The 17,548-nt window shown below is 64.6% G+C and carries 15 protein-coding genes and 1 pseudogene; 2 read left to right on the top strand and 14 right to left on the bottom strand.

From position 1 onward, the window contains the following. Genes H7A76_RS12375 through H7A76_RS12360 form a run of 4 tightly spaced genes read right to left on the bottom strand, consistent with a single transcriptional unit; the run spans position 1 to position 4,597 of the window. Positions 1-423 carry a biopolymer transporter ExbD gene (locus H7A76_RS12375; RefSeq protein ID WP_185698739.1) on the bottom strand — a complete coding sequence of 141 codons (423 nt, stop codon included), beginning with the start codon at positions 421-423 and terminating at the stop codon, positions 1-3. A gap of 11 nt (positions 424-434) precedes the next feature. Further along, on the bottom strand, positions 435-2,252 hold the full coding sequence (locus tag H7A76_RS12370; RefSeq protein ID WP_185698738.1) for a DUF2341 domain-containing protein: 1,818 nt from the start codon (positions 2,250-2,252) through the stop codon (positions 435-437). Positions 2,253-2,273: 21 nt separating this feature from the next. Next, complete coding sequence (locus H7A76_RS12365; RefSeq protein ID WP_260497958.1) at positions 2,274-3,962, bottom strand: ShlB/FhaC/HecB family hemolysin secretion/activation protein; 1,689 nt, start codon at positions 3,960-3,962, stop codon at positions 2,274-2,276. Between the two features lie 32 nt (positions 3,963-3,994). Beyond that, positions 3,995-4,597: a transposase gene (locus H7A76_RS12360; protein ID WP_409299549.1), complete on the bottom strand. Its 603-nt coding sequence runs from the start codon at positions 4,595-4,597 to the stop codon at positions 3,995-3,997. A gap of 729 nt (positions 4,598-5,326) precedes the next feature. Here H7A76_RS12360 and H7A76_RS12355 point away from each other — a divergent pair. Then, positions 5,327-5,770 carry a hypothetical protein gene (locus H7A76_RS12355; protein ID WP_185698736.1) on the top strand — a complete coding sequence of 148 codons (444 nt, stop codon included), beginning with the start codon at positions 5,327-5,329 and terminating at the stop codon, positions 5,768-5,770. A 34-nt stretch (positions 5,771-5,804) separates the two neighbouring features. Here H7A76_RS12355 and H7A76_RS12350 read toward each other — a convergent pair. From H7A76_RS12350 to H7A76_RS12320, 7 genes and pseudogenes are all read right to left on the bottom strand, one after another. After that, positions 5,805-6,003, bottom strand: a pseudogene (locus tag H7A76_RS12350) (hypothetical protein); the annotation flags it as partial. A 127-nt stretch (positions 6,004-6,130) separates the two neighbouring features. Next, complete coding sequence (locus H7A76_RS12345) at positions 6,131-6,730, bottom strand: LysE family translocator (protein ID WP_185698735.1); 600 nt, start codon at positions 6,728-6,730, stop codon at positions 6,131-6,133. 71 nt (positions 6,731-6,801) lie between these two features. Next, entirely contained in the window at positions 6,802-8,298 is a 1,497-nt protein-coding gene (locus tag H7A76_RS12340; protein ID WP_185698734.1) for an efflux transporter outer membrane subunit, read from the bottom strand. 21 nt (positions 8,299-8,319) lie between these two features. After that, on the bottom strand, positions 8,320-9,438 hold the full coding sequence (locus H7A76_RS12335; RefSeq protein ID WP_185698733.1) for an ABC transporter permease: 1,119 nt from the start codon (positions 9,436-9,438) through the stop codon (positions 8,320-8,322). 4 nt (positions 9,439-9,442) lie between these two features. Then, positions 9,443-10,585 (bottom strand): ABC transporter permease, encoded by a 1,143-nt coding sequence (locus tag H7A76_RS12330; RefSeq protein WP_185698732.1) that lies wholly within the window; start codon positions 10,583-10,585, stop codon positions 9,443-9,445. Positions 10,586-10,594: 9 nt separating this feature from the next. Beyond that, positions 10,595-12,364: an ATP-binding cassette domain-containing protein gene (locus H7A76_RS12325; protein ID WP_185698731.1), complete on the bottom strand. Its 1,770-nt coding sequence runs from the start codon at positions 12,362-12,364 to the stop codon at positions 10,595-10,597. Then, on the bottom strand, positions 12,361-13,374 hold the full coding sequence (locus tag H7A76_RS12320) for an HlyD family efflux transporter periplasmic adaptor subunit (RefSeq protein WP_185698730.1): 1,014 nt from the start codon (positions 13,372-13,374) through the stop codon (positions 12,361-12,363). The genes H7A76_RS12325 and H7A76_RS12320 overlap by 4 nt, the downstream gene beginning before the upstream one ends. A gap of 112 nt (positions 13,375-13,486) precedes the next feature. Between H7A76_RS12320 and H7A76_RS12315 the strand changes: the two genes are divergently transcribed. Then, positions 13,487-14,122 (top strand): TetR/AcrR family transcriptional regulator, encoded by a 636-nt coding sequence (locus tag H7A76_RS12315; RefSeq protein ID WP_185698729.1) that lies wholly within the window; start codon positions 13,487-13,489, stop codon positions 14,120-14,122. A gap of 5 nt (positions 14,123-14,127) precedes the next feature. On the opposite strand, the gene H7A76_RS12310 is transcribed toward H7A76_RS12315, so the two are convergent. From H7A76_RS12310 to pltE, 3 genes are read right to left on the bottom strand one after another with little or no spacing between them, the layout of a single operon-like run. Then, positions 14,128-14,910, bottom strand: a complete 783-nt coding sequence (locus H7A76_RS12310) for a thioesterase II family protein (protein ID WP_185698728.1) — start codon at positions 14,908-14,910, stop codon at positions 14,128-14,130. A 2-nt stretch (positions 14,911-14,912) separates the two neighbouring features. Beyond that, positions 14,913-16,409: an L-proline--[L-prolyl-carrier protein] ligase gene (gene pltF, locus H7A76_RS12305; RefSeq protein WP_185698727.1), complete on the bottom strand. Its 1,497-nt coding sequence runs from the start codon at positions 16,407-16,409 to the stop codon at positions 14,913-14,915. Continuing rightward, a complete protein-coding gene (pltE, locus tag H7A76_RS12300) occupies positions 16,406-17,548 on the bottom strand; it encodes an L-prolyl-[peptidyl-carrier protein] dehydrogenase (RefSeq protein ID WP_185698726.1) in 1,143 nt (380 codons plus the stop codon). Before pltE ends, pltF begins: the two co-directional genes overlap by 4 nt.

Raw genomic sequence — 17,548 nt, 5'->3', positions numbered from 1 at the left:
TCAGCCCTGGGGTTTGCCGGTGACCAGCCCGACCTGGGACAGCTCCAGGCGGCGCAACAGGTCGAGGACCTCGATCACCTTCTGGTACTGCACCGTGGCGTCGCCGCGGACGATGATCGGGAAGTCCGGGTTCTGCGCCTTTTCGATGCGCAGGCGCTCTTCCAGCTCGCCCAGGGTCACCGGGTAGGCATCGAGGAACACCTGGCCGCCGTCGTTCACCGAGATGGCCTTGGTCTTGGCCTGCGACAACGACACCGAGGCGCTGGCCTTGGGCAAGTGGATCTGAATGCCCGAGACCTGGGCGGTGGCGGTGAGGATGAACATCACCAGCACCACCATCAGCACGTCCACCAGGGGCGTGATGTTGATGCTGTCGACGGCGGCATCGTCTTCGTCGTCATGGGAGGCGTTCACGGAAGCCATGGCAGTTCTCCTCAGGCCGGGATCGATGCGTTGCTGTGGCTGACCCGCCAGTGGGCGTTCTCATGCTGCTGGCTCTCGCCGTGCAGCTCCGCCAGGCGGGTGATGAACTCGTCGACGAACACCCGCATGTCGGCCCCCACTTCCTTGTTGCGGGTGATCAGGCGGTTGTAGCCGAACAGTGCCGGGATCGCGACGAACAGGCCCATGGCGGTGGCCAGCAAGGCCGCGGCCATGCCCGGGGCGATGGCGTTGATGTTGACGTCGCCGGCCATGGCGGTGCCGAGGAACACCACCATGATCCCCAGCACCGTGCCCAACAGGCCGATGTAGGGACCGCCGGCGATGGCGTTGGACAGGGTCGAGAGCCTGGCGCTCAGCTGCTGGTTCTCGCGAGTGCGCACCCCGTCCATGGAGCAGCGGATGGCTTCGATGGTGGCCGCCGACACCGACGAGGTATCGGCGCCCTGCTCGCGGCGGGTGCGGATCTCCTTGACCGCCACCAGGTACAGGCGCCACAGCGAGGAGTGTTCCAGGCGCACGGCCAGGGCCTGGTCATCGGCGAACATCTCAAGACGGGTGCCGACCTTGGCGAACTGCTCGCGAAACAGCGTATTGGCGGCGCTGACCCGGCTGACCATGCGGTTCTTGCGCAGCATGATCACCCACGACTGGATCATCATCGCCACCAGCACCAGGATGATCACCCAGGCGTCCACCGGCACCGCCTTGAGCAAGAAGCCCAGGCTGCCGAAGCCGAAGCCCGACTGCTCTTCATCGACACCGTAGGCCACCAGTTTCGACTCGGCGCCCTGGGCGCTGGCATCGGCCAAAAGCAGCGCCGCGGGACGTGCCACCTTGGACAGGCGCAGCTCGTCCATGGCTCCGGTGAACGGCAGGAAATGGCTGGCCTCGGCCCCTGCCGCGGCCGGCAGGTCGGCGCCGATGGCCAGCGGCGAATTGAACGACGGGATGGCCTGGGCCAGGCTCGCGGTTTCCCGGCCATTGACGTACAGCGCCAGGCGGCTGCCCTCGCCGCTCAGGGCCAGGTGCTGCCATTGCCCCGGATTCAAGGGCTGGGTGGATACGGCGCGCTGGCCGTCCACTTCCACGAACGGCATGCCCTGGTTGACCCCGACCAGCAGGCTGCCGGCGCCTTCGCGCCGGGCCAGCAGCAGCTGTTCGCCACTGGCCTGGTCCAGGCGGACCCAGGCGCTGAAGGTGAAGGCGCCGCCGGCATTGTGCTGCAGCGAGGGGCTGGCCGGCAGCAGCAATGGCTGGCCACTGAACTGCAGGGCACGGCCGATCACGCCGTCGATACTCGCCCCGGTGGCACCCTGCGCGGTGTTGCCATAGGCGGTGGTGTCCTTGGCCGGGATGCCGTTGCCACCCTCGAAATGGTAGATGGCGGTGTAGCTGGGATCGAAAGTCAGCTGGCCGTTGGCGGTGGCCGGGGCCTTCTGGTTGCCGTAGTACATCCAGATGTCCTGGCGCTGGCCACCTTCGACCTTGGGTACGTCGACCCAGATCAGCGCCATGCCCATCAGGGGGTCGAAGCTCTCGATCTGGTGGTTGAGCACGGTCTTGTCATCGGCGGCGACGAAGCGCAGGTCGGAGCCGTCTTCCTTGACCCCGTCGAAGGTGAAGTTGCCGGTATGCAGGCGTACCAGCAGCGCGGTACGGCCCAGGGCCTCGTTGATGGCCGCCCCCTGGGGCGTGGTATCGACACTGATCTGCTTGCGGTAATGCCAGTCGTCCTGCCACCAGGCATGGGCCGTGGCCGGGAGCACGAAGCCCAGGCAGATCAACAGGCTCAGGAATAAGCGTTGCATGGAAGGGTTCTCCGTAAAAAGTCAGAACGTGGCTTGCACACTGAAGTGCAGGCGCGGGTCGTATTTCTGAGTGTTGGGACCGTCCTTGAGGGGGTAGCCCCAGTCCAGGCTGCCGGACAGCCACTTGCTCAAGCTGGCGCGGGTGCCCAGGCCGACGCTGGCCAGGCTGTATTGGTCTTCCTGCTCGGGCAGTGGCTCATGCAGGCTCAGGCGCGCCCCTTCGGCGAAGGCGTAGAAGCGCCACTCCTGCACGTAGCTGCCGAGGAACTTGGCCAGGGACGGCGTGCGCAGTTCCTGGGAGAACAACCAACCTTCGTCGCCGGTGCGCTCGGCGGCCAGGTAGCCACGCACCGAGGTGGCGCCACCGGCGGAGTACTGTTCGTTGGAGACCAGCGGGCCCGAGGCCAGCTGGAACGCGGTCTTGGACGCCGATTGCCAGTCGTTGGCGAAGGTGTAGGTGAAGCTGGCGTCGCCCTTGAGCACCGAGAAGCTGGCGCTGGCTTCGTCACGCTTGTAGTGGAACTCGCGGGCGTCACTGCCATAACCGAAGAAACGCCGGGTACCGATCACCAGGTTCAGGCCCAGGCTCAATTGCGACTTCTCGCTGTAGCGGTAGCCGTTGTAGCCGAAGGTCAGCGGGGCGTACTTGAGCGGGATCTGGTCGCTGCTGCGGCCAAAGCGCATCTCTTCATCGAAGTCCTTGAAGTCCACGCCCGCCGACAGCGAGTTGGCCCAGTTGGCGCTGGCCGGCAAGGCATAGATCGCCGCGACCCCGTAGGAATGGCCCTTGCCCAGCACGTTGCTGCCGCCGATGGTGGCGATGTTGCTGTCGGACTGGTAGCCGGAGAACTGCAGGCTCCAGCGATCGCTCAGGGGAGCGGTATAGGAAGCGGACCAGACCTTGGCGTTGGAGGTGTCCTGGGGCGCAGTGAAGAAGGTCAGGGAAACGCTGTGGCCCAGTTGCCAGAGGTTGTCGTAGCCGACACTGGCCACGGTGCGCAGCTTCTCGGTATCGGCGCTGTAGTCGTTGTTCAGGCCGATGCTGGCGCGCCAGGGATTCTTGTCTTCCACCTGCAGGTCCACATCCATGGTTCCCGGCCGCTGGCCTTCGCGCACCAGGGGCATGACCTGGCGCCCAGCACCGCGATTGAGCCCCGCCAGCTGGTCCTGCACCGTGGCGAAGTCCGGCACCTGGCCCTCTTGCAGCGCCGGCACCTGCTCGCGGATCTCCACTGGCGAGTAGTGCTTGGCGCCCACCACGCGCACCCGGCCGACCCTGGTCTCGCTGACTTGCAGGTAGACGATGCCGTCCTCGACCTTCTGCTCCGGCAACTCGACATACACCGACTGGTAGCCGCGGGCCTGGTAGACCTTCTGCAGCGCATCGCGGGCGCCCTCGATGTCGCTCAGGGCCTTCTGCGGCCCGAGGAACGGATACACCGCCTCTTCGATGGCCCGGGCGTCGAGCACGGTATTGCCGCGCACGAAGTACTCGTTGACGTCCACCAGGCGCGCCGGGGCCTGGGCCTCCTGCGCAGGTTCGGCCGGCCCCTGGCCGCCCTCCTCGGCCTGCACCGCCGGCGCCAGCGCCAGCCATGCCAACCAGCCGCACAACGGCCACCAGCGCCCGCTACTGCCCGGTCGTCCTGATTTGCCCGAATACTCCACACCGCCCCCTAGAAGTCTGAAAATTGGCGCGCGCACGCGCATTGCCGTCGCCGTCTGCACAGCGTTTGGCCGATTCAATTGCTGGTGATCGAAGTGTTGTCGTGACGTGCCAGCCAGGTATGCAGCAGCGCGAAGTTCAGCGAGAACTCCGGCATCTGCAGCAAGGCTTTGCAGAACACTTCACCGATGATCTGGTGGATCAGGTGCACCGCCCGAGGGTTGTTCAACAGCGCGGCGATATCGCGGCTCAGGACACTGAAGCTCCAGACCTTCTGGTTCAGGCCCAGGCCGACGAACCAGCGGAACAGCAGGTTGTAGTTCAGCTGTTCGTAGAGCTGCTGTTCGCTGGGCACCGAGTACAAAAGCTGCAGCAACAGGATGTGCATCACCGTGCGTGGGGCGATGCACAGGCCGGCCTCGGCATTGAGGGTCTCGAACAACTCGGCATGGCGGTCCAGCAGCTCTTCGATCTGCGGGCGCAGCAGCACCAGCGAGTGCCCTGGCGGGATGTAGCTGGACACCTCCTTCAAGGCGCCCTGCCAGTCATCCTGGGAGACGATCCAGACCCACGGCGCCCCATAGCGATAGACCGAGACCGGCTTCTTGCGCGCCGCCTCGACGATCTTCGACAACCGCTGGTCCAGCTCCTGCATGCCCACTTTCGAGTAGCGTTCCATAGTCCCCATAGCCTCACTCCCGGCGTCCCGCCTCGGCTTAGAAAAGTGGCCTGGCGGCCCCCTCAAGCGCGTTACATACCCAAGACGTGCGTGGCGATGGGCTACCGAACTTTTGTCATAAAAGCTTCATTCACAAGCTGGGCAGCGGCCTGAAGCCGTCCGCCAGGTGGCGCGGTGGGTCGGGGGTCCTGCGGCCGCTGCGCGGTGGGTCGAGGTTCCACGGCCCCTGCACGACCGGTCGCAGCCTCGCAGGCTCGACAGCGACTACAGCCGTTGCAAGCCCGGAGTGGTGGGTCAGGCGGAGCACAAAGGCAGGCACGAGCCACCACAACGCAGCCCAGGCGTTGATCGAAGGCTTCGAGTCACTGTTGGGGGAAAAAACATTCTGGCAAATGGCCTCACAAGAACAGCTCTGTGCGGCCATGCGGGAAATGCTCAATTATCACGGACACGGGCGCCTGGAGCCTCGACCTGCCTGACCTCGCCCGGCTGTTTGGCGAGCATACGCAGAGCGACGGAATGACCGTCTCGAGGCTGGCCGGTTTTGCCGGACCTGGACCTTGCAGGCTACGGGTTTGCCGATCAGTGTGTTTCGACCAGGCAGTGACGACAGGATCAATGGTCCATTCCGGCTAAATGCTGTATTACGTTGCCGACAACAGCGACCGGTAAGCCCCGCTGGAAAATCACCACGACCATCCATCCCCGCGCAGGAAACGGAACCACCCCATGAAGTTCATTTCGGCAGGCAAGCGCGTCGAGCCGCGGCGGGTCGGCTATCGGAGCCTGGGTTTCGGCGAAGCCACATCCCTGGAGACAACCCCCTTTGAGCTGCTGATAGCCCCTGGGGAGCTGGCCCAGGGCTTTATCCAATGCGCCGACGGGTTCATCAGCCAGTGCCGGGACGATGACCTGGCCCAGGGTTTTGCCGACATCGTGCAATTGCAGCGCCTGGGCTACCCGAAGTTCGAAGACCTGCTGGCGAACCAGCCGCAGCTGGCAGCCGGGCTGATCAAGGACTACCTCTACTTCGACCTGCTGCATGCACTGTTCCCCAACACCAGCGCACTGGCGCTGGTCATCAACGAGATCGCCAGCGTCCTCGTCGCGAAGAGCACAGTGACCATCACCGGCCTGGCGTTTCCCGTCGATCACCGACACTCAGCGCACTGACCTGCCGGCGCGAACCTTAGCTGGTCGTTTGCAACAGGCGGGCCATGTCCAGCAGGTAGGCGGCCCGGGCCTGGCTGTCGAGATCTTCCAGGCTAGGCACCACCGGCAACAGCAGGCAGTAGTCCGCCAGGAGCTGCGCATCCCCCCATGAACGAGCCCGAAGGCATCCGGCCAATCACCTGGTCATTGGCGCCCTGGCGGGCCAGTTCGACACGTTGCGAAATCAGCGACATTCATTACCCCTTGATAGGGGGCCCGGCCTCGGCCACCAAGAAGCAAGTGCTCAAGCCTCGCTCGAAAGTGAGCGGTTCCATACCGGCAACCCCATGCTTCTACAGTGGCCTGGCACCGGCCTACGGCCTACACCGCACGCACGACGGTGTAGGTCAGCGTGGCCGAGAACAGCGCCAGGACGATGGCCGTGCCCCTGGAAAACAACGGGCCCGATACCCGGCCCAGGTATTGCGCGCGAATGCCGGCACCGAGGGAAACCCAGAGCAAGGCGATGGGTGCCAGCGCCAGGAAGAATGCGCCCAATGAAGGAACGAAACTCCCCACGTTGGCAAACGAAGTGGCCGGGAAAATCACGCTGGCAAAGATCAGCCCCTTGGGATTGAGCACGGTGGCGATCAGCAAGTGGCGCGGCCAATTGTCGAAGCGCTCGACCTGATGGGCGCCACGGGTCGAGGTCTTCCAGGTCTTCAGGGCCAGCGCCGCGATGTAGCAGGCACAGGCCAGCTTGATCAAGTGGATCAGCCACGGATGGTCCTGGGACAACAACGCCAGCCCCCAGCCCCAGGTACAGATCGAGACGGTGTAGCCGAGCATCTCGATCAGCACCAGGGGCAAGGAGCGCCACACACCGAACTTGAAGCCCGAAGCCAGCAGCAAGGTATTCGAGGGGCCTGGCACTATCAGTATCAGGGATGAGAACAGCGCGATCTTGTAGAGGTCGTCCATTGGTATGTTTTCCTATTCCGTCAGGAAAGTCGTTCTTGTTCGAGGAAATGCGGCTACTGCGTTGCCACCGGTCAGGTGGAGCGCCCACCCACGGATTTGTAGAGGCTGATCAGGTGCGTCCGGAGCTGGCTGTCGCTATCGACCAGGTCGCGCTGGGCCTCGAGCAGGGAACGCTGGGCATCGAGTTGGTCCAGGTAACTGGCATCCCCGGCGGCGTGCCTGGCACGGGTCCACTCGTAGGCGCGAGCCTTGCTGTCGTAGCTGTCCTTGAGGTGTGCCACACGCCGGTACTCGTTGTGGTAGCGGCTCAGGGCATCGTCCACCTCCTGCCATGCCGCCAGCACGGTCTGGTGAAACGCCACGGCCGCCTCCTGCTGTTCGAGCTTGCGCAGGACCACGGTCTTGCTGCGTCGCCCGCGGTCGAACAGCGGCAGGTCCAGGCGCGGCCCCACCGACCAGCTTCGGCTGCTCCAGTCGGCAAACTTGCCGCCTTTATAGGATTCGAAGCCGAAGTCGGCCCCCAGCATCACGCTGGGATAGAGTTCTGCCTCGGCTACTCCGATGCCGGCCGTGGCCTGGTGCAACCTGGCTTGCGCGGCGCGAATATCCGGACGCTCGCGAGCCAGCTCGGCCGGCAGCCCCAGCCGCAAATCCGGCAATGAGTTGCCAGGAGCCGGCCCGGGTGAGCCGGCCAGCAAAGCGTCCAGAGCACCGGGACGCTCGCCCAGCAATACGGCGATGCGGTTGGCCGCCTGGGTCTGTCGTGCCTTCCAGCCGGGTATCTGGGCGTTCAAATTTGCCAGTCGCGCCTCCTGGCGCTCCACCGCAAAACCGTCCTCCTCGCCTTCACGGGCCTGCACCGTCACCACTTGCAGGTGCTCGGCGAGGATCTTCGCTTCCTGCTCCAGCAGGCTGGTCTGGCGCTGCGCGGTACGCACCTCGATGTAATTTCTCGCCAGTTCGCTGGAGACGCTGAGCAGTACATCGTCCAGGGTCGCGGCAGCGCTATCGACCTCGGCCTCGGCGGCTTCGCCAAGGCGCGACACCCGCCCCCAGATATCCAGCTCCCAGGAAACGTCGAACCCGGCCTGGTACAGGCTGTAGGGATCGGTCAGGGCCTTTTCCAGGGTCTGGCGGTCGCCGCCCAGGGCTTCGAGCATGCGATTGTTCGGGGCATACCGGCTTTGCCGATTCCTGGAGGCCGCGCCGGAGAAAGACACCTCGGGCGTCTCCAGGGATGCGACGATCTGGCGCTGCAACCGGACCTGGGCAAACCGCAGCAAGGCGGTATGCAGGTCCGGGTTGTCCTCCCTCACCCGGGCCTGCAGGCGGTCCAGGACCGGGTCGCCAAACACCTGCCACCAATTGCCGTGGCTGCCTTGGGCGGCGGTCACGGATGGCGCTCCAGGTGCTGCCGGCAACGCCGGTCCACTGTGCCAGTCCGTCCACCGATCAGGGCTTTGCACCTGGGGCGCCTTGAAGTCAGGACCGACGGTGCAGGCCGAGACAGCCATCAGCAGGGCCGCCGCCAGCCCATTGAGCAGATATGCAGAATGAATCGTTTTCATGACGTTCCTTATCCAGCCAATTCAAACCAATCGATTGCGAAACAGCCAGGCGGCCAGTGGCAGGGTCACCAGCGCCACGGCGAACATGGGCACCAGGTTCGCCGAGACATCGGCCAGGCTCGCCCCTTCCAGGTAGATCCTCCTGACCAGGTCGATGGCGAAGCGCAGCGGGTCGAGGTAAGTCAGCCATTGCAAGGCCTGGGGCATGCTATGCACCGGGGTGATCAACCCGGACAGCAGGATCAGCGGCATCATCAACACGAAGGTGTACACCATGGCCTGCTGCATGTTGGCCGAGAGAGCAGATATGGACAGGCCGATCCCCACGCAGGCGCTGGTGAACACGAACAACCCCAGGTACAGGTCCAGCACGGAGCCGATCATGGGGATCTCGAACCAGAACAGCCCGACCAGCAGGATCAGGCTCGATTGCAGCAAGCCGATCAGCACCGAAGGCAACGCCTTGCCCAGCAAGATCACAAAGGGGGTGAGTGGCGTGACCAGCAGTTGGTCGAAGGTGCCTTGCTCACGTTCCCTGGCCACCGAGAGCGCCGCCAGCATCAGGGTCTGGATCATGCTCAAGGCGGCGATCAGGCCAGGCACGATGTTCCAGCGGGTCTGCAAGTTGGGGTTGAACCAGGCACGTGTTTCCAGGCGTACGGGAGCGTTGGCGGCCCCCAGGAACTGCTGGTTGAAATCACCCACCAGGTTGGCGATATGCCCGGCCGCCATCCCGGCGGTCGTGGAGTTGCGCCCATCCAGCACCAGTTGCAGGCCGGCATTGTCCTGGCGCGCCAGGCGCTCGTCGAAGTCCACGGGGATGTGCAGCACCAGCAGCGCCTCGCCACTATCGATGGCCGGGGCGATCTCGCCGACGCTGGTCAGCGTCGCCGCCCGGGCAAAGACCCCGGAAGCATCGAAACGCGCGATCAGTTCCCGCGAGGCACGCCCCTGGCTCTGGTCCAGCACCGCGTATGGCACGTAGTTCAGGTCGTAGGTCGCGCCATAACCGAAGAGCAGGGACTGGACGATCGCCGGAGCGATCAGGATCACCCGGTTGGCCGGGTCCTTGACGATGGCCAGGATCTCCTTCTGGATCAGGAACAACAGCTCGCGGAGGAAGTTCATCAGCTTGTCCATTGGCTCACCCCACCTTCTTGCGCGTGCACAGGCGTGCTGCGTTCAACAGGAACACCGCATAGACCGCGAGGATCGCCAGGTTCTTCGCTACCAGCGCCCAGTTGTTGCCGGCCAGGAACAAGGTCTTCACCAACTCCATGAAATAAGTGGCCGGCAGGATCGAACCGACCATGCGGATGAAGGTCGGCACATTGCGCAGGTCGAACAGGAACCCCGAGAGCATCAACGCCGGCAGGAAGCTGAAGATGATCGCGATCTGGCTGGCCAGGAACTGGTTGCGGGTCTTGGCCGAAATCAGCAGGCCGATGCCCAGGGTCACCAGCAGGTACAGCATGGAACTGAACAGCAGGAGCAACAGCGATCCCTGGATCGGCACCTGGAACAACAGCCGCGCGGAGACCAGGCACATCACCAACCCCAGGAGTCCCACCACGAAATACGGAATGATCTTGGCCAGCAGGATCTCGATCGACTTGACCGGGGTGACGAACAACGACTCGAGGGTGCCCCGCTCCCATTCCCTGGCCAGCACCAGGGACGTCAGGAAGGCTCCCACCAGCGTCATGATCAGGGCGATCAGCCCCGGAACCAGATACCAGGTGCTGCTGTTGGCGGCGTTGAACCACATCCGCTCCACCACCAGCACCCGTCCCGAGGGTGGCGCCTGCCTGGTGCGTTCCAGGTACTGCTGCTGCCAGACCGCCAGCGCCCCCCTGACATAACGCCCGAGGGTCGCCGCGCTGTTGGCATCGGCGCCATGCAGCAACAACTGCAAGCGAGCGTCATGCCGTTCGAGCCGCCTGGAGAAATCGGCCGGAACCCGAACGATGCCATCGACCCGACGCTTGTCCATCAGTGCCTGTGCCTCGACCATGCTGGTGACCCGGGTGACCGAGAAGTAGGTCGAGCTCTCCAGCTTGGCCACCACATCCCTGGCCGTGGGCGAGCTGTCTTCCAGGACCACTGCCAAGGGCGTGTTGCGGATATCCAGCGACAAGCCGTAGCCAAATATCAGGATCAGCACGATGGGCAGGATCACACCGATGGCCATGTTGCTCTTGTCCCGCAGCAACTGGCGGAACTCCTTCCTGGTCAGTGCCAGCAGCCTGCGCCGCATACCCGATCCCGCGCCATTGAAGTCGGACATGCTGGCTCCTTAGTGCGCCGCGGCCCGGGCTTGGGCCCGGGCACGCTCGACGACGGCGATGAATGCACTGTTCATGTCGTCCAGTGCCTGGTTGTCCTGGTGACGGACTTGTTCCGGGGTGCCCAGGGCCAGCAAGCGCCCGGCATCCTGAATCACGATGCGGTCGCAATACTCGGCCTCTTCCATGAAATGGGTGGTGATGACGATCGTCGTGCCGCTTGCCGCCAAGGCGGTGATCCGTCGCCAGAAAGCCCGCCGGGCCAGGGGATCGATGCCGCTGGTGGGCTCGTCGAGAAACAGGATTTCCGGCTCGTGCAACAAGGCGACCGCCATGGCCAGGCGCTGCTTGTAGCCACCTGGCAGCTCGCCGCTGCGCACATGTTGTTGTTCGCCCAGTTCGAACTGCTCGAGCATCTGCGCCATCCTGGCCCGTAGCCGGGCACCATGCAGGCCATAGGCGCCGCCGAAGAAACGCAGGTTCTCCACGGCCGACAGGTTGGCGTACAGGGCGAACTTCTGCGACACGTAGCCGATGCGACGGCGTGCCGCGGCCCGCGCGGTGCGCAGGTTGACCCCGGCCACCTCCAGGTAGCCACTGGAAGCCGGGAGCAAGCCGCAGAGCATGCGGAAGGTGGTGGTCTTGCCCGCCCCGTTGGGACCGAGCAAGCCGAAAATCTCGCCCTTCAGGACTTGGAACGAGGTGCTTGCGACTGCCGTGAAATCGCCGAACTTGCGCACCAGGTCGCGCACCTCTATGACCACCGGACGCTGTAGGGCGGCCTTTTCCTGGCTGTCGTTGGCCGCTGGCTGTTGCGTCCCATCGACTGCGACGGTTTCCTTGGCCTGCTGCCTGAGCAGCACCATGAAACCATCCTCCAGGCGCGCCGCCAGGGCCTGGGGCGCCGCCAGGCCGGCCAGGGACTCGATCTGCGCCAACTCCGCCTGGGCGCTGCGGATGAAGCGCACCTGGCCACCTTCCGGCACCGCATCGACCACGTGCTCGCGATCATCGAGCAGGCCGGCCTGCAACGCCCTGGCGGGGGTACCGTTGGGCGGTGCAACGCCATAGCACATGCCTTGCGCCAGCTGGCACAGCTGTGCGGGTGGCCCCTGGGCGATCATTTGGCCCTGGTACAACACGAAGACCTGGGCGCAGCGCTGGGCCTCGTCCATGTAGGCGGTACTGATCAGCACCGTCAGGTTCTCCTGCTCGATCAACTGCTCGATGATGCTCCACAGCTCCCGGCGCGACAGCGGGTCCACCCCTACCGTCGGCTCATCGAGCAGCAACAGTTGTGGGGAGCGCACCAGAGTGCAAGCCAACCCCAGTTTCTGTTTCATGCCGCCGGAAAGCTGCCCGGCCAGGCGTCCACGGAACCGCTCCAGGTCCATCATGTGCAAGAGCCGGGAAAAGCGCTGGTCGCGCTCCGGACCGCAGACACCGTGCAGATCGGCATACAGTTCCAGGTTCTCCTGGATAGTCAGGTCCTCATAGAGCCCGAATTTCTGAGGCATGTAGCTGATGCGGTCCTGCACTTGCTGTGGCTGCGCGCCGACATCCAGGCCCAGCACGCTCAACTGGCCCGCGTCGGCCTGCATCAACCCGGCGATCAGCCGCAGCAAGGTGGTCTTTCCCGCGCCGTCAGGACCGACCAGGGCACTCAACTGGCCACTGGGAACCTCCAGGGATACCCGGTCCAGGGCTAGCTGTTGCCGGGCGCCGGCCTTGAAGTGCTTGACCAGTTCGGACGCCTGGACCGTAGCCACCGCGGCGCTCATGGCGTGTCCTCGGCACCCGGCGCCTGGTCGAGGTAGACGGTAGCCGGCATGCCCAGACGCAAGCGATCGCCAGGGTCCTTGACCAATATCCGGATCTCGTAGACCAGGCTGGTGCGCAGGTCCTCGGTCTCGACCGACTTCGGGGTGAATTCGGCGACCGAGGAGATGTAGCCCACCCGGCCGTCGATGGCCTGGTCGGGAAAACTGTCGGTGAACACCCGCGCGGGCTGGTCCGGTCGGACCTGGCCGAGCTGGCGTTCGTTGACATAGGCGCGGACCCATTTCGGATCGGTCAGCGCCAGGGCGAATACCGGTCGCGCCGGGGAAGCCATGTCGCCGGGTTCGAGCAGGCGGGTGCGTATCCGGGCCTGGGTCGGGGCCTTGAGCTGGGCCCGGGCGAGGTCATGTTCCAGCAGATCGAGATCGGCCCTGGAGACCTGCAGGTCGGCTGCTGCCTGGGCGATGTCTTCGTCCCGTGGGCCGATCTTGGCCAGGGTCCAGGACTCACGCTGTTCCTGGACCTGGGCCTTGGCCACTCGCAAGCGAGCGGCCGCCTGATCCAGGCGCTGCTGGCTCACGCCCTTGCCCTGGGTGTCGTCGGCGATGCGCCGCAGGCGTTGGTGTTCCAACTGGGCCAATTGTGCTTCGGCCTGGGCTGCCTCGAACCGCGACCGGGCCTGCTCGACCTCCTGGGGCCGGGTACCATTCTTCAAGCGCAGCAATGCCTGTTCCTGGGCATTGATCCGGGCCCTGGAGCGGGCAATCTCCAGACGCAGCGTGCGAGTGTCGAGCTCGGCCAGAACCTGGCCGGCCTGCACCAGGTCGCCCTCCTCGGCATGCAGCGCCGCGATCCGTTCACTGCCTTCGAACGCCAGGGACACCTGGCGGATGTCGACGTTGCCATGGAGCTTGAGGCGCCCGTCCGACTCTCCGGGCTTGAGGAGAAACCAGGAAACCCCTGCCGTTACCGCCAGCAGTACGGCAACCCCTGCAATCAACTGCTTCTTCATCCATGAGTCCTTTGTTTGCCAAGGCCTAATTAAAATTCAATTTGAATTGAAATTGAAAAATAACAGATACTGGCCGTGAAGCAACCCCCTATGCCCGACCATGAGGAACCCCATGAGCACTCGACGCAGAGCCGGCAGAAGCGACGGCGAACACACCAGAATCCGCATCCTCGAGGTGGCTGCCCGGCTGTTCGCCCAGCACGGCTATGCCGCCACCGCGAGCAAGCTGATCTGCGAAGAAGCCGGCGCCGACCTGGCCGCCATCAACTACCACTTCGGCAGCCGCGAGGAACTGTACAAAGTGGTGCTGATCCAGGGGCACCAGCAGTTGGTCGACGTCGAGATCCTGGCGCGCATCGCCCACAGCGAGGAACCGGCACAGGCCAAGCTCGATGTGTTCATCGACACCCTGGTCGACCGGGTACTGGATGAGCAAAGCTGGCAAAGCAAGGTCTGCGCCCGGGAAATACTGTCGCCTACGGTTCATTTTTCCAGCCTCATCCAAGAGGAAGTGATGCCCAAGTTCCGCCTGCTGGAGGCCATCATCAGCCAGATCACCGGCTTCGCTCCCGGCGATCCCGCGCTGGCCCGCTGTGTCATCAGCATCATTGCACCGTGCCTGATGCTGGCGGTGATCGACCGCCAGCAGGCCAGTCCATTGCAGGCCGTGCTGCGGCACGATGCGCACGCCCTGAAAACGCACCTCAAACTGTTCGCCCGATCCGGCCTGGCTTCCATCGCCCCATGAGCCACTCAACTCACCAGGCTGCCGGCCGCTTGGTGCAGGGCGCCCCCCAGGACAACCTTCACCCGGGACATGACCTGGCCATCGAGGAAGAAATGCCCGCCGGGAAAAACGAACTGCTCGAAACCGCAGCCCGCGTACTCCCGCCATTGCCCCATGGGTTCGGGCGGAGCGATTAAGTCCTGGGCGCCGCTCAGGCACGTGATGCCGACCTCCAACGGCCCGGGGTGGGCACGGCCATAGGAATGAACCATCGCGATATCCGCCTGGATGATGGGCAAGTACATCTGCATCAGGTCTTCCTCGGCCAGCACCACCGCTGGCACGCCTCCCATGGCTTGCAGCACTGCGATGGCCTGCTGCGCGGGCAGTTGGTGCAAGGGTTCCACCCGCTGCGGCAGATGGGGCGCGACCATGCCTGACAACACCAGTTGCAAGGGCAGGCGCTGCCGGCGCTGCTGCTGCACATTGGCGACCGCGAACGCCAGCAATGCCCCCATGCTGTGCCCGAAGAAACAGCAGGGGATATCGTCGCTGAACTGCTCCAGGCAATCAGCCACGGCCTGGGCCGCGACCTGCAGGTCGACATAAGGGGCTTCCCGGCTGCGCCCTTCCCGTCCCGGCAGTTGCAGCGCATACAAGTCGACCTGGTCGTACAGCGGCAGGAACCAACGATGGAACACCGATGCCCCGCTCCCGGCGTAGGGGAAGGTGAACAGGCGCATCTTGCCCCGTGGCCGGCTGGCATAGGGAAACCACAACTCCTGGTCCAGGCGTGACGCAGTCCGCATGTTCAGCCCTCCACTCGCCGGGCCAGGGCGAAGCGATCGACCTTGCCGTTGGCGTTGCGCGGTAGCGCCTCCAGGCACAGCAGTCGGTCGATGATCATGTAGCGCGGCAGGCGCTGGGCGCAGTGGCGCTTGAGATCGATGATCGACAGCCGAGCCTGGCCCTGGGGAACCAGCACAGCCCACAACTGGGCGGTCATTCCCTCCCCGCTCACCAGCACCGCCGCCTCGCTGACCAGGGGATGGGCGAGCAACGCGGCCTCCACCTCCCCGCGCTCGATGCGGTTGCCACGCAACTTGAGCATGTCGTCGCGCCGCCCCAGGTATTCGTAGTTGCCGTCCGCCAACTGCTTGACCATGTCACCGGTCTTGTAGGGCCCCTGGTGCGCTGGCTTGCCGAAATAACCCAGCATGACCGTGGGGCCCTGGACGATCAGTTCGCCCTCTTCGCCAACGGCGCAGGGGCTGCCATCGTCTTTCTGCGCCCAGATGCGGTTGCCGGACGCCGCAGTGCCGATGGGCACCGGCAACAGGCGCTGGGGATCGATGGCAGTCACCTCGAACGCGGTGCACACGTTGGTTTCCGTGGGACCGAACAGATTGGCCAGGCGCACATCGGGATAGGCGCCACGCAGTTCGCGCAGGTGCTTGATCGGGAAAGGCTCGCCGGCGAACAGCACGACCCGCAAGGTGCCTTGCAGATCGCTCAGGAGGTCGCCGTCCTGCATCATCAGCATGAGCACCGAGGGCACCGAATACCACACCGTGATCTCGTGGAGCCTGACGAACTCGGTCAGCAATCGCGCAGAGTAGGCGCTGGACTCGGGCACCAGGTAGACCGTCCCGCCGCTATTGAGCGCGCCATAAAGATCCAGGACCGAGAGGTCGAAGTGAAACGGCGCATGGTTGGCGAAGCGATCGCCCGCCTCGAAGCCGTAGCTGGCGCACGCCCAGTCGACGAATGCCAGGGCGTTGCGATGGCTGAGGGAAACCCCCTTGGGCACGCCGGTGGAGCCGGAGGTATAGAGGATGTAGGCCAGGTCATCGGGCTGGATCTCGAGTGACGGCACCACACAGGAACCGGCCTCGATATTGCGCCAGTGGCGCGCGTCGGCCGCATCGTCCAGCACTACGCAGCGCACCTGCTGCAGTTCGGAAGCGACGAGTTCCTCCAGGCGCGCACCGGTGCAGATGAGCAGCACTGCCTGGGAGTCATGGACGATCTTTTGCAGACGCGCCACCGGGCTCATCGGATCGACCGGCACGTACACCACGCCCAAGCGCAAGGCGGCCTGCATCACCGCCACCAGGTCGACCGACTTGTGTGCCCACAGCACGACCCGCTGACCCTGGCGCACCCCCAGGGCACAGAACATGGCGACGAATTCCCGGGTCCTCGCCTCCAGCGCTTCGTAGCTCAGTCCCTGGTTTTCGTCCACCACGGCCAAGTGCTGCGGATAACGCGCAGCGCTATGCATCACCCGTTCATGTAGCAGCCTCATAGCTTCAACTCCCGGGCGATGATCTCGTGTTGCATGTCGGTGGTGCCGGAGAAAATCGTGGTGCCGACGGAATCACGCAGCATCGACTCGATACCGAAGGACTCCAGGCAGCCCCTGCCGCCGAAGATCCTGATCGCATCGATGCTCGAAGCCAGCGCCCCCTCGCTGATCGCCAGCTTCGACAAGGCGATGTTCAGTTGCCCCGGATCGCCCTGGTCCATGCCCCAGCACGCCCGGAACAGCAGCAACCGGGCCGACTCCAGGCGCAGCTTCATCTGCGCGATGCGGTGCGAGACCGCCTGGTTGTCGCCGATGGCCTTGCCGAACTGGCGCCGGGTCCGGGCGTGCTCGATGACCTGCTCCAACTGCCGTTCCATCATTCCCAGGAATCCCGCGAACAGGCAGGCACGCTCCCAGCCCATCGAACTCTGGAACACCTGCCGGCCCTGCCCCTCTTCCCCCAGGCGATTGGCTTCGGGAACCTGGCAATCGTCGAAGAACACTTCGCCGGCCGGGCAACTCTTGAGGCACACCTTGGCCAATGGATCGCTGACCCTGATGCCTGCGGTATTGCGTTGCACCACGAACCCGCTGACGCCCAGGGCGCCGTACTCGGGGTTACTGGTGGCATAGGTGACGAAGATGTCGGCGATCGGCGCATTGCCGGCGAAGCTCTTGTGGCCGCTGAGCCGGTAGCTGCCGTCTGCCTGGGGCCAGGCCCGGGTCTTGAGGTTGCTGGAGTCCGAGCCCGCTTCGGGTTCGGTGATCGCGTTGGAACCGATGAACTCGCCACTGGCCAGCTTGGGCAGGACCTCGCGCTTGACCTGCGTCGAGGCGAACTCGGCGATGGGCATGGCGCAGGCGAACTGGTGCGCCGCAGCCGCGAAGACCAACCCCATGTCGGTGCAGCCCAGGCCGAAGGCATGCATCGCGATGGCCGTCGACAGCGCCCCCAGGCCCTGTCCGCCGTACTCCTGGGGAATCGACAAGCCCAGCAAGCCCGCCTCGCCGCAGGCCGCCCACTGCTGTGCGGTGAAGTAGCTCGAATGCGGGTTGCGACTCTCGGCCAGCGGGCCGGCACACAGCTCGGCAATCATGGCGACGTGTTTTTTCTGGGCGACATCATAGTTGAAGTCCAT

The organism is Pseudomonas sp. MSSRFD41, assembly GCF_014230245.1.
Taxonomy (GTDB): domain Bacteria; phylum Pseudomonadota; class Gammaproteobacteria; order Pseudomonadales; family Pseudomonadaceae; genus Aquipseudomonas; species Aquipseudomonas piscis.
This window is presented reverse-complemented; position numbering and strand designations above follow the sequence as displayed.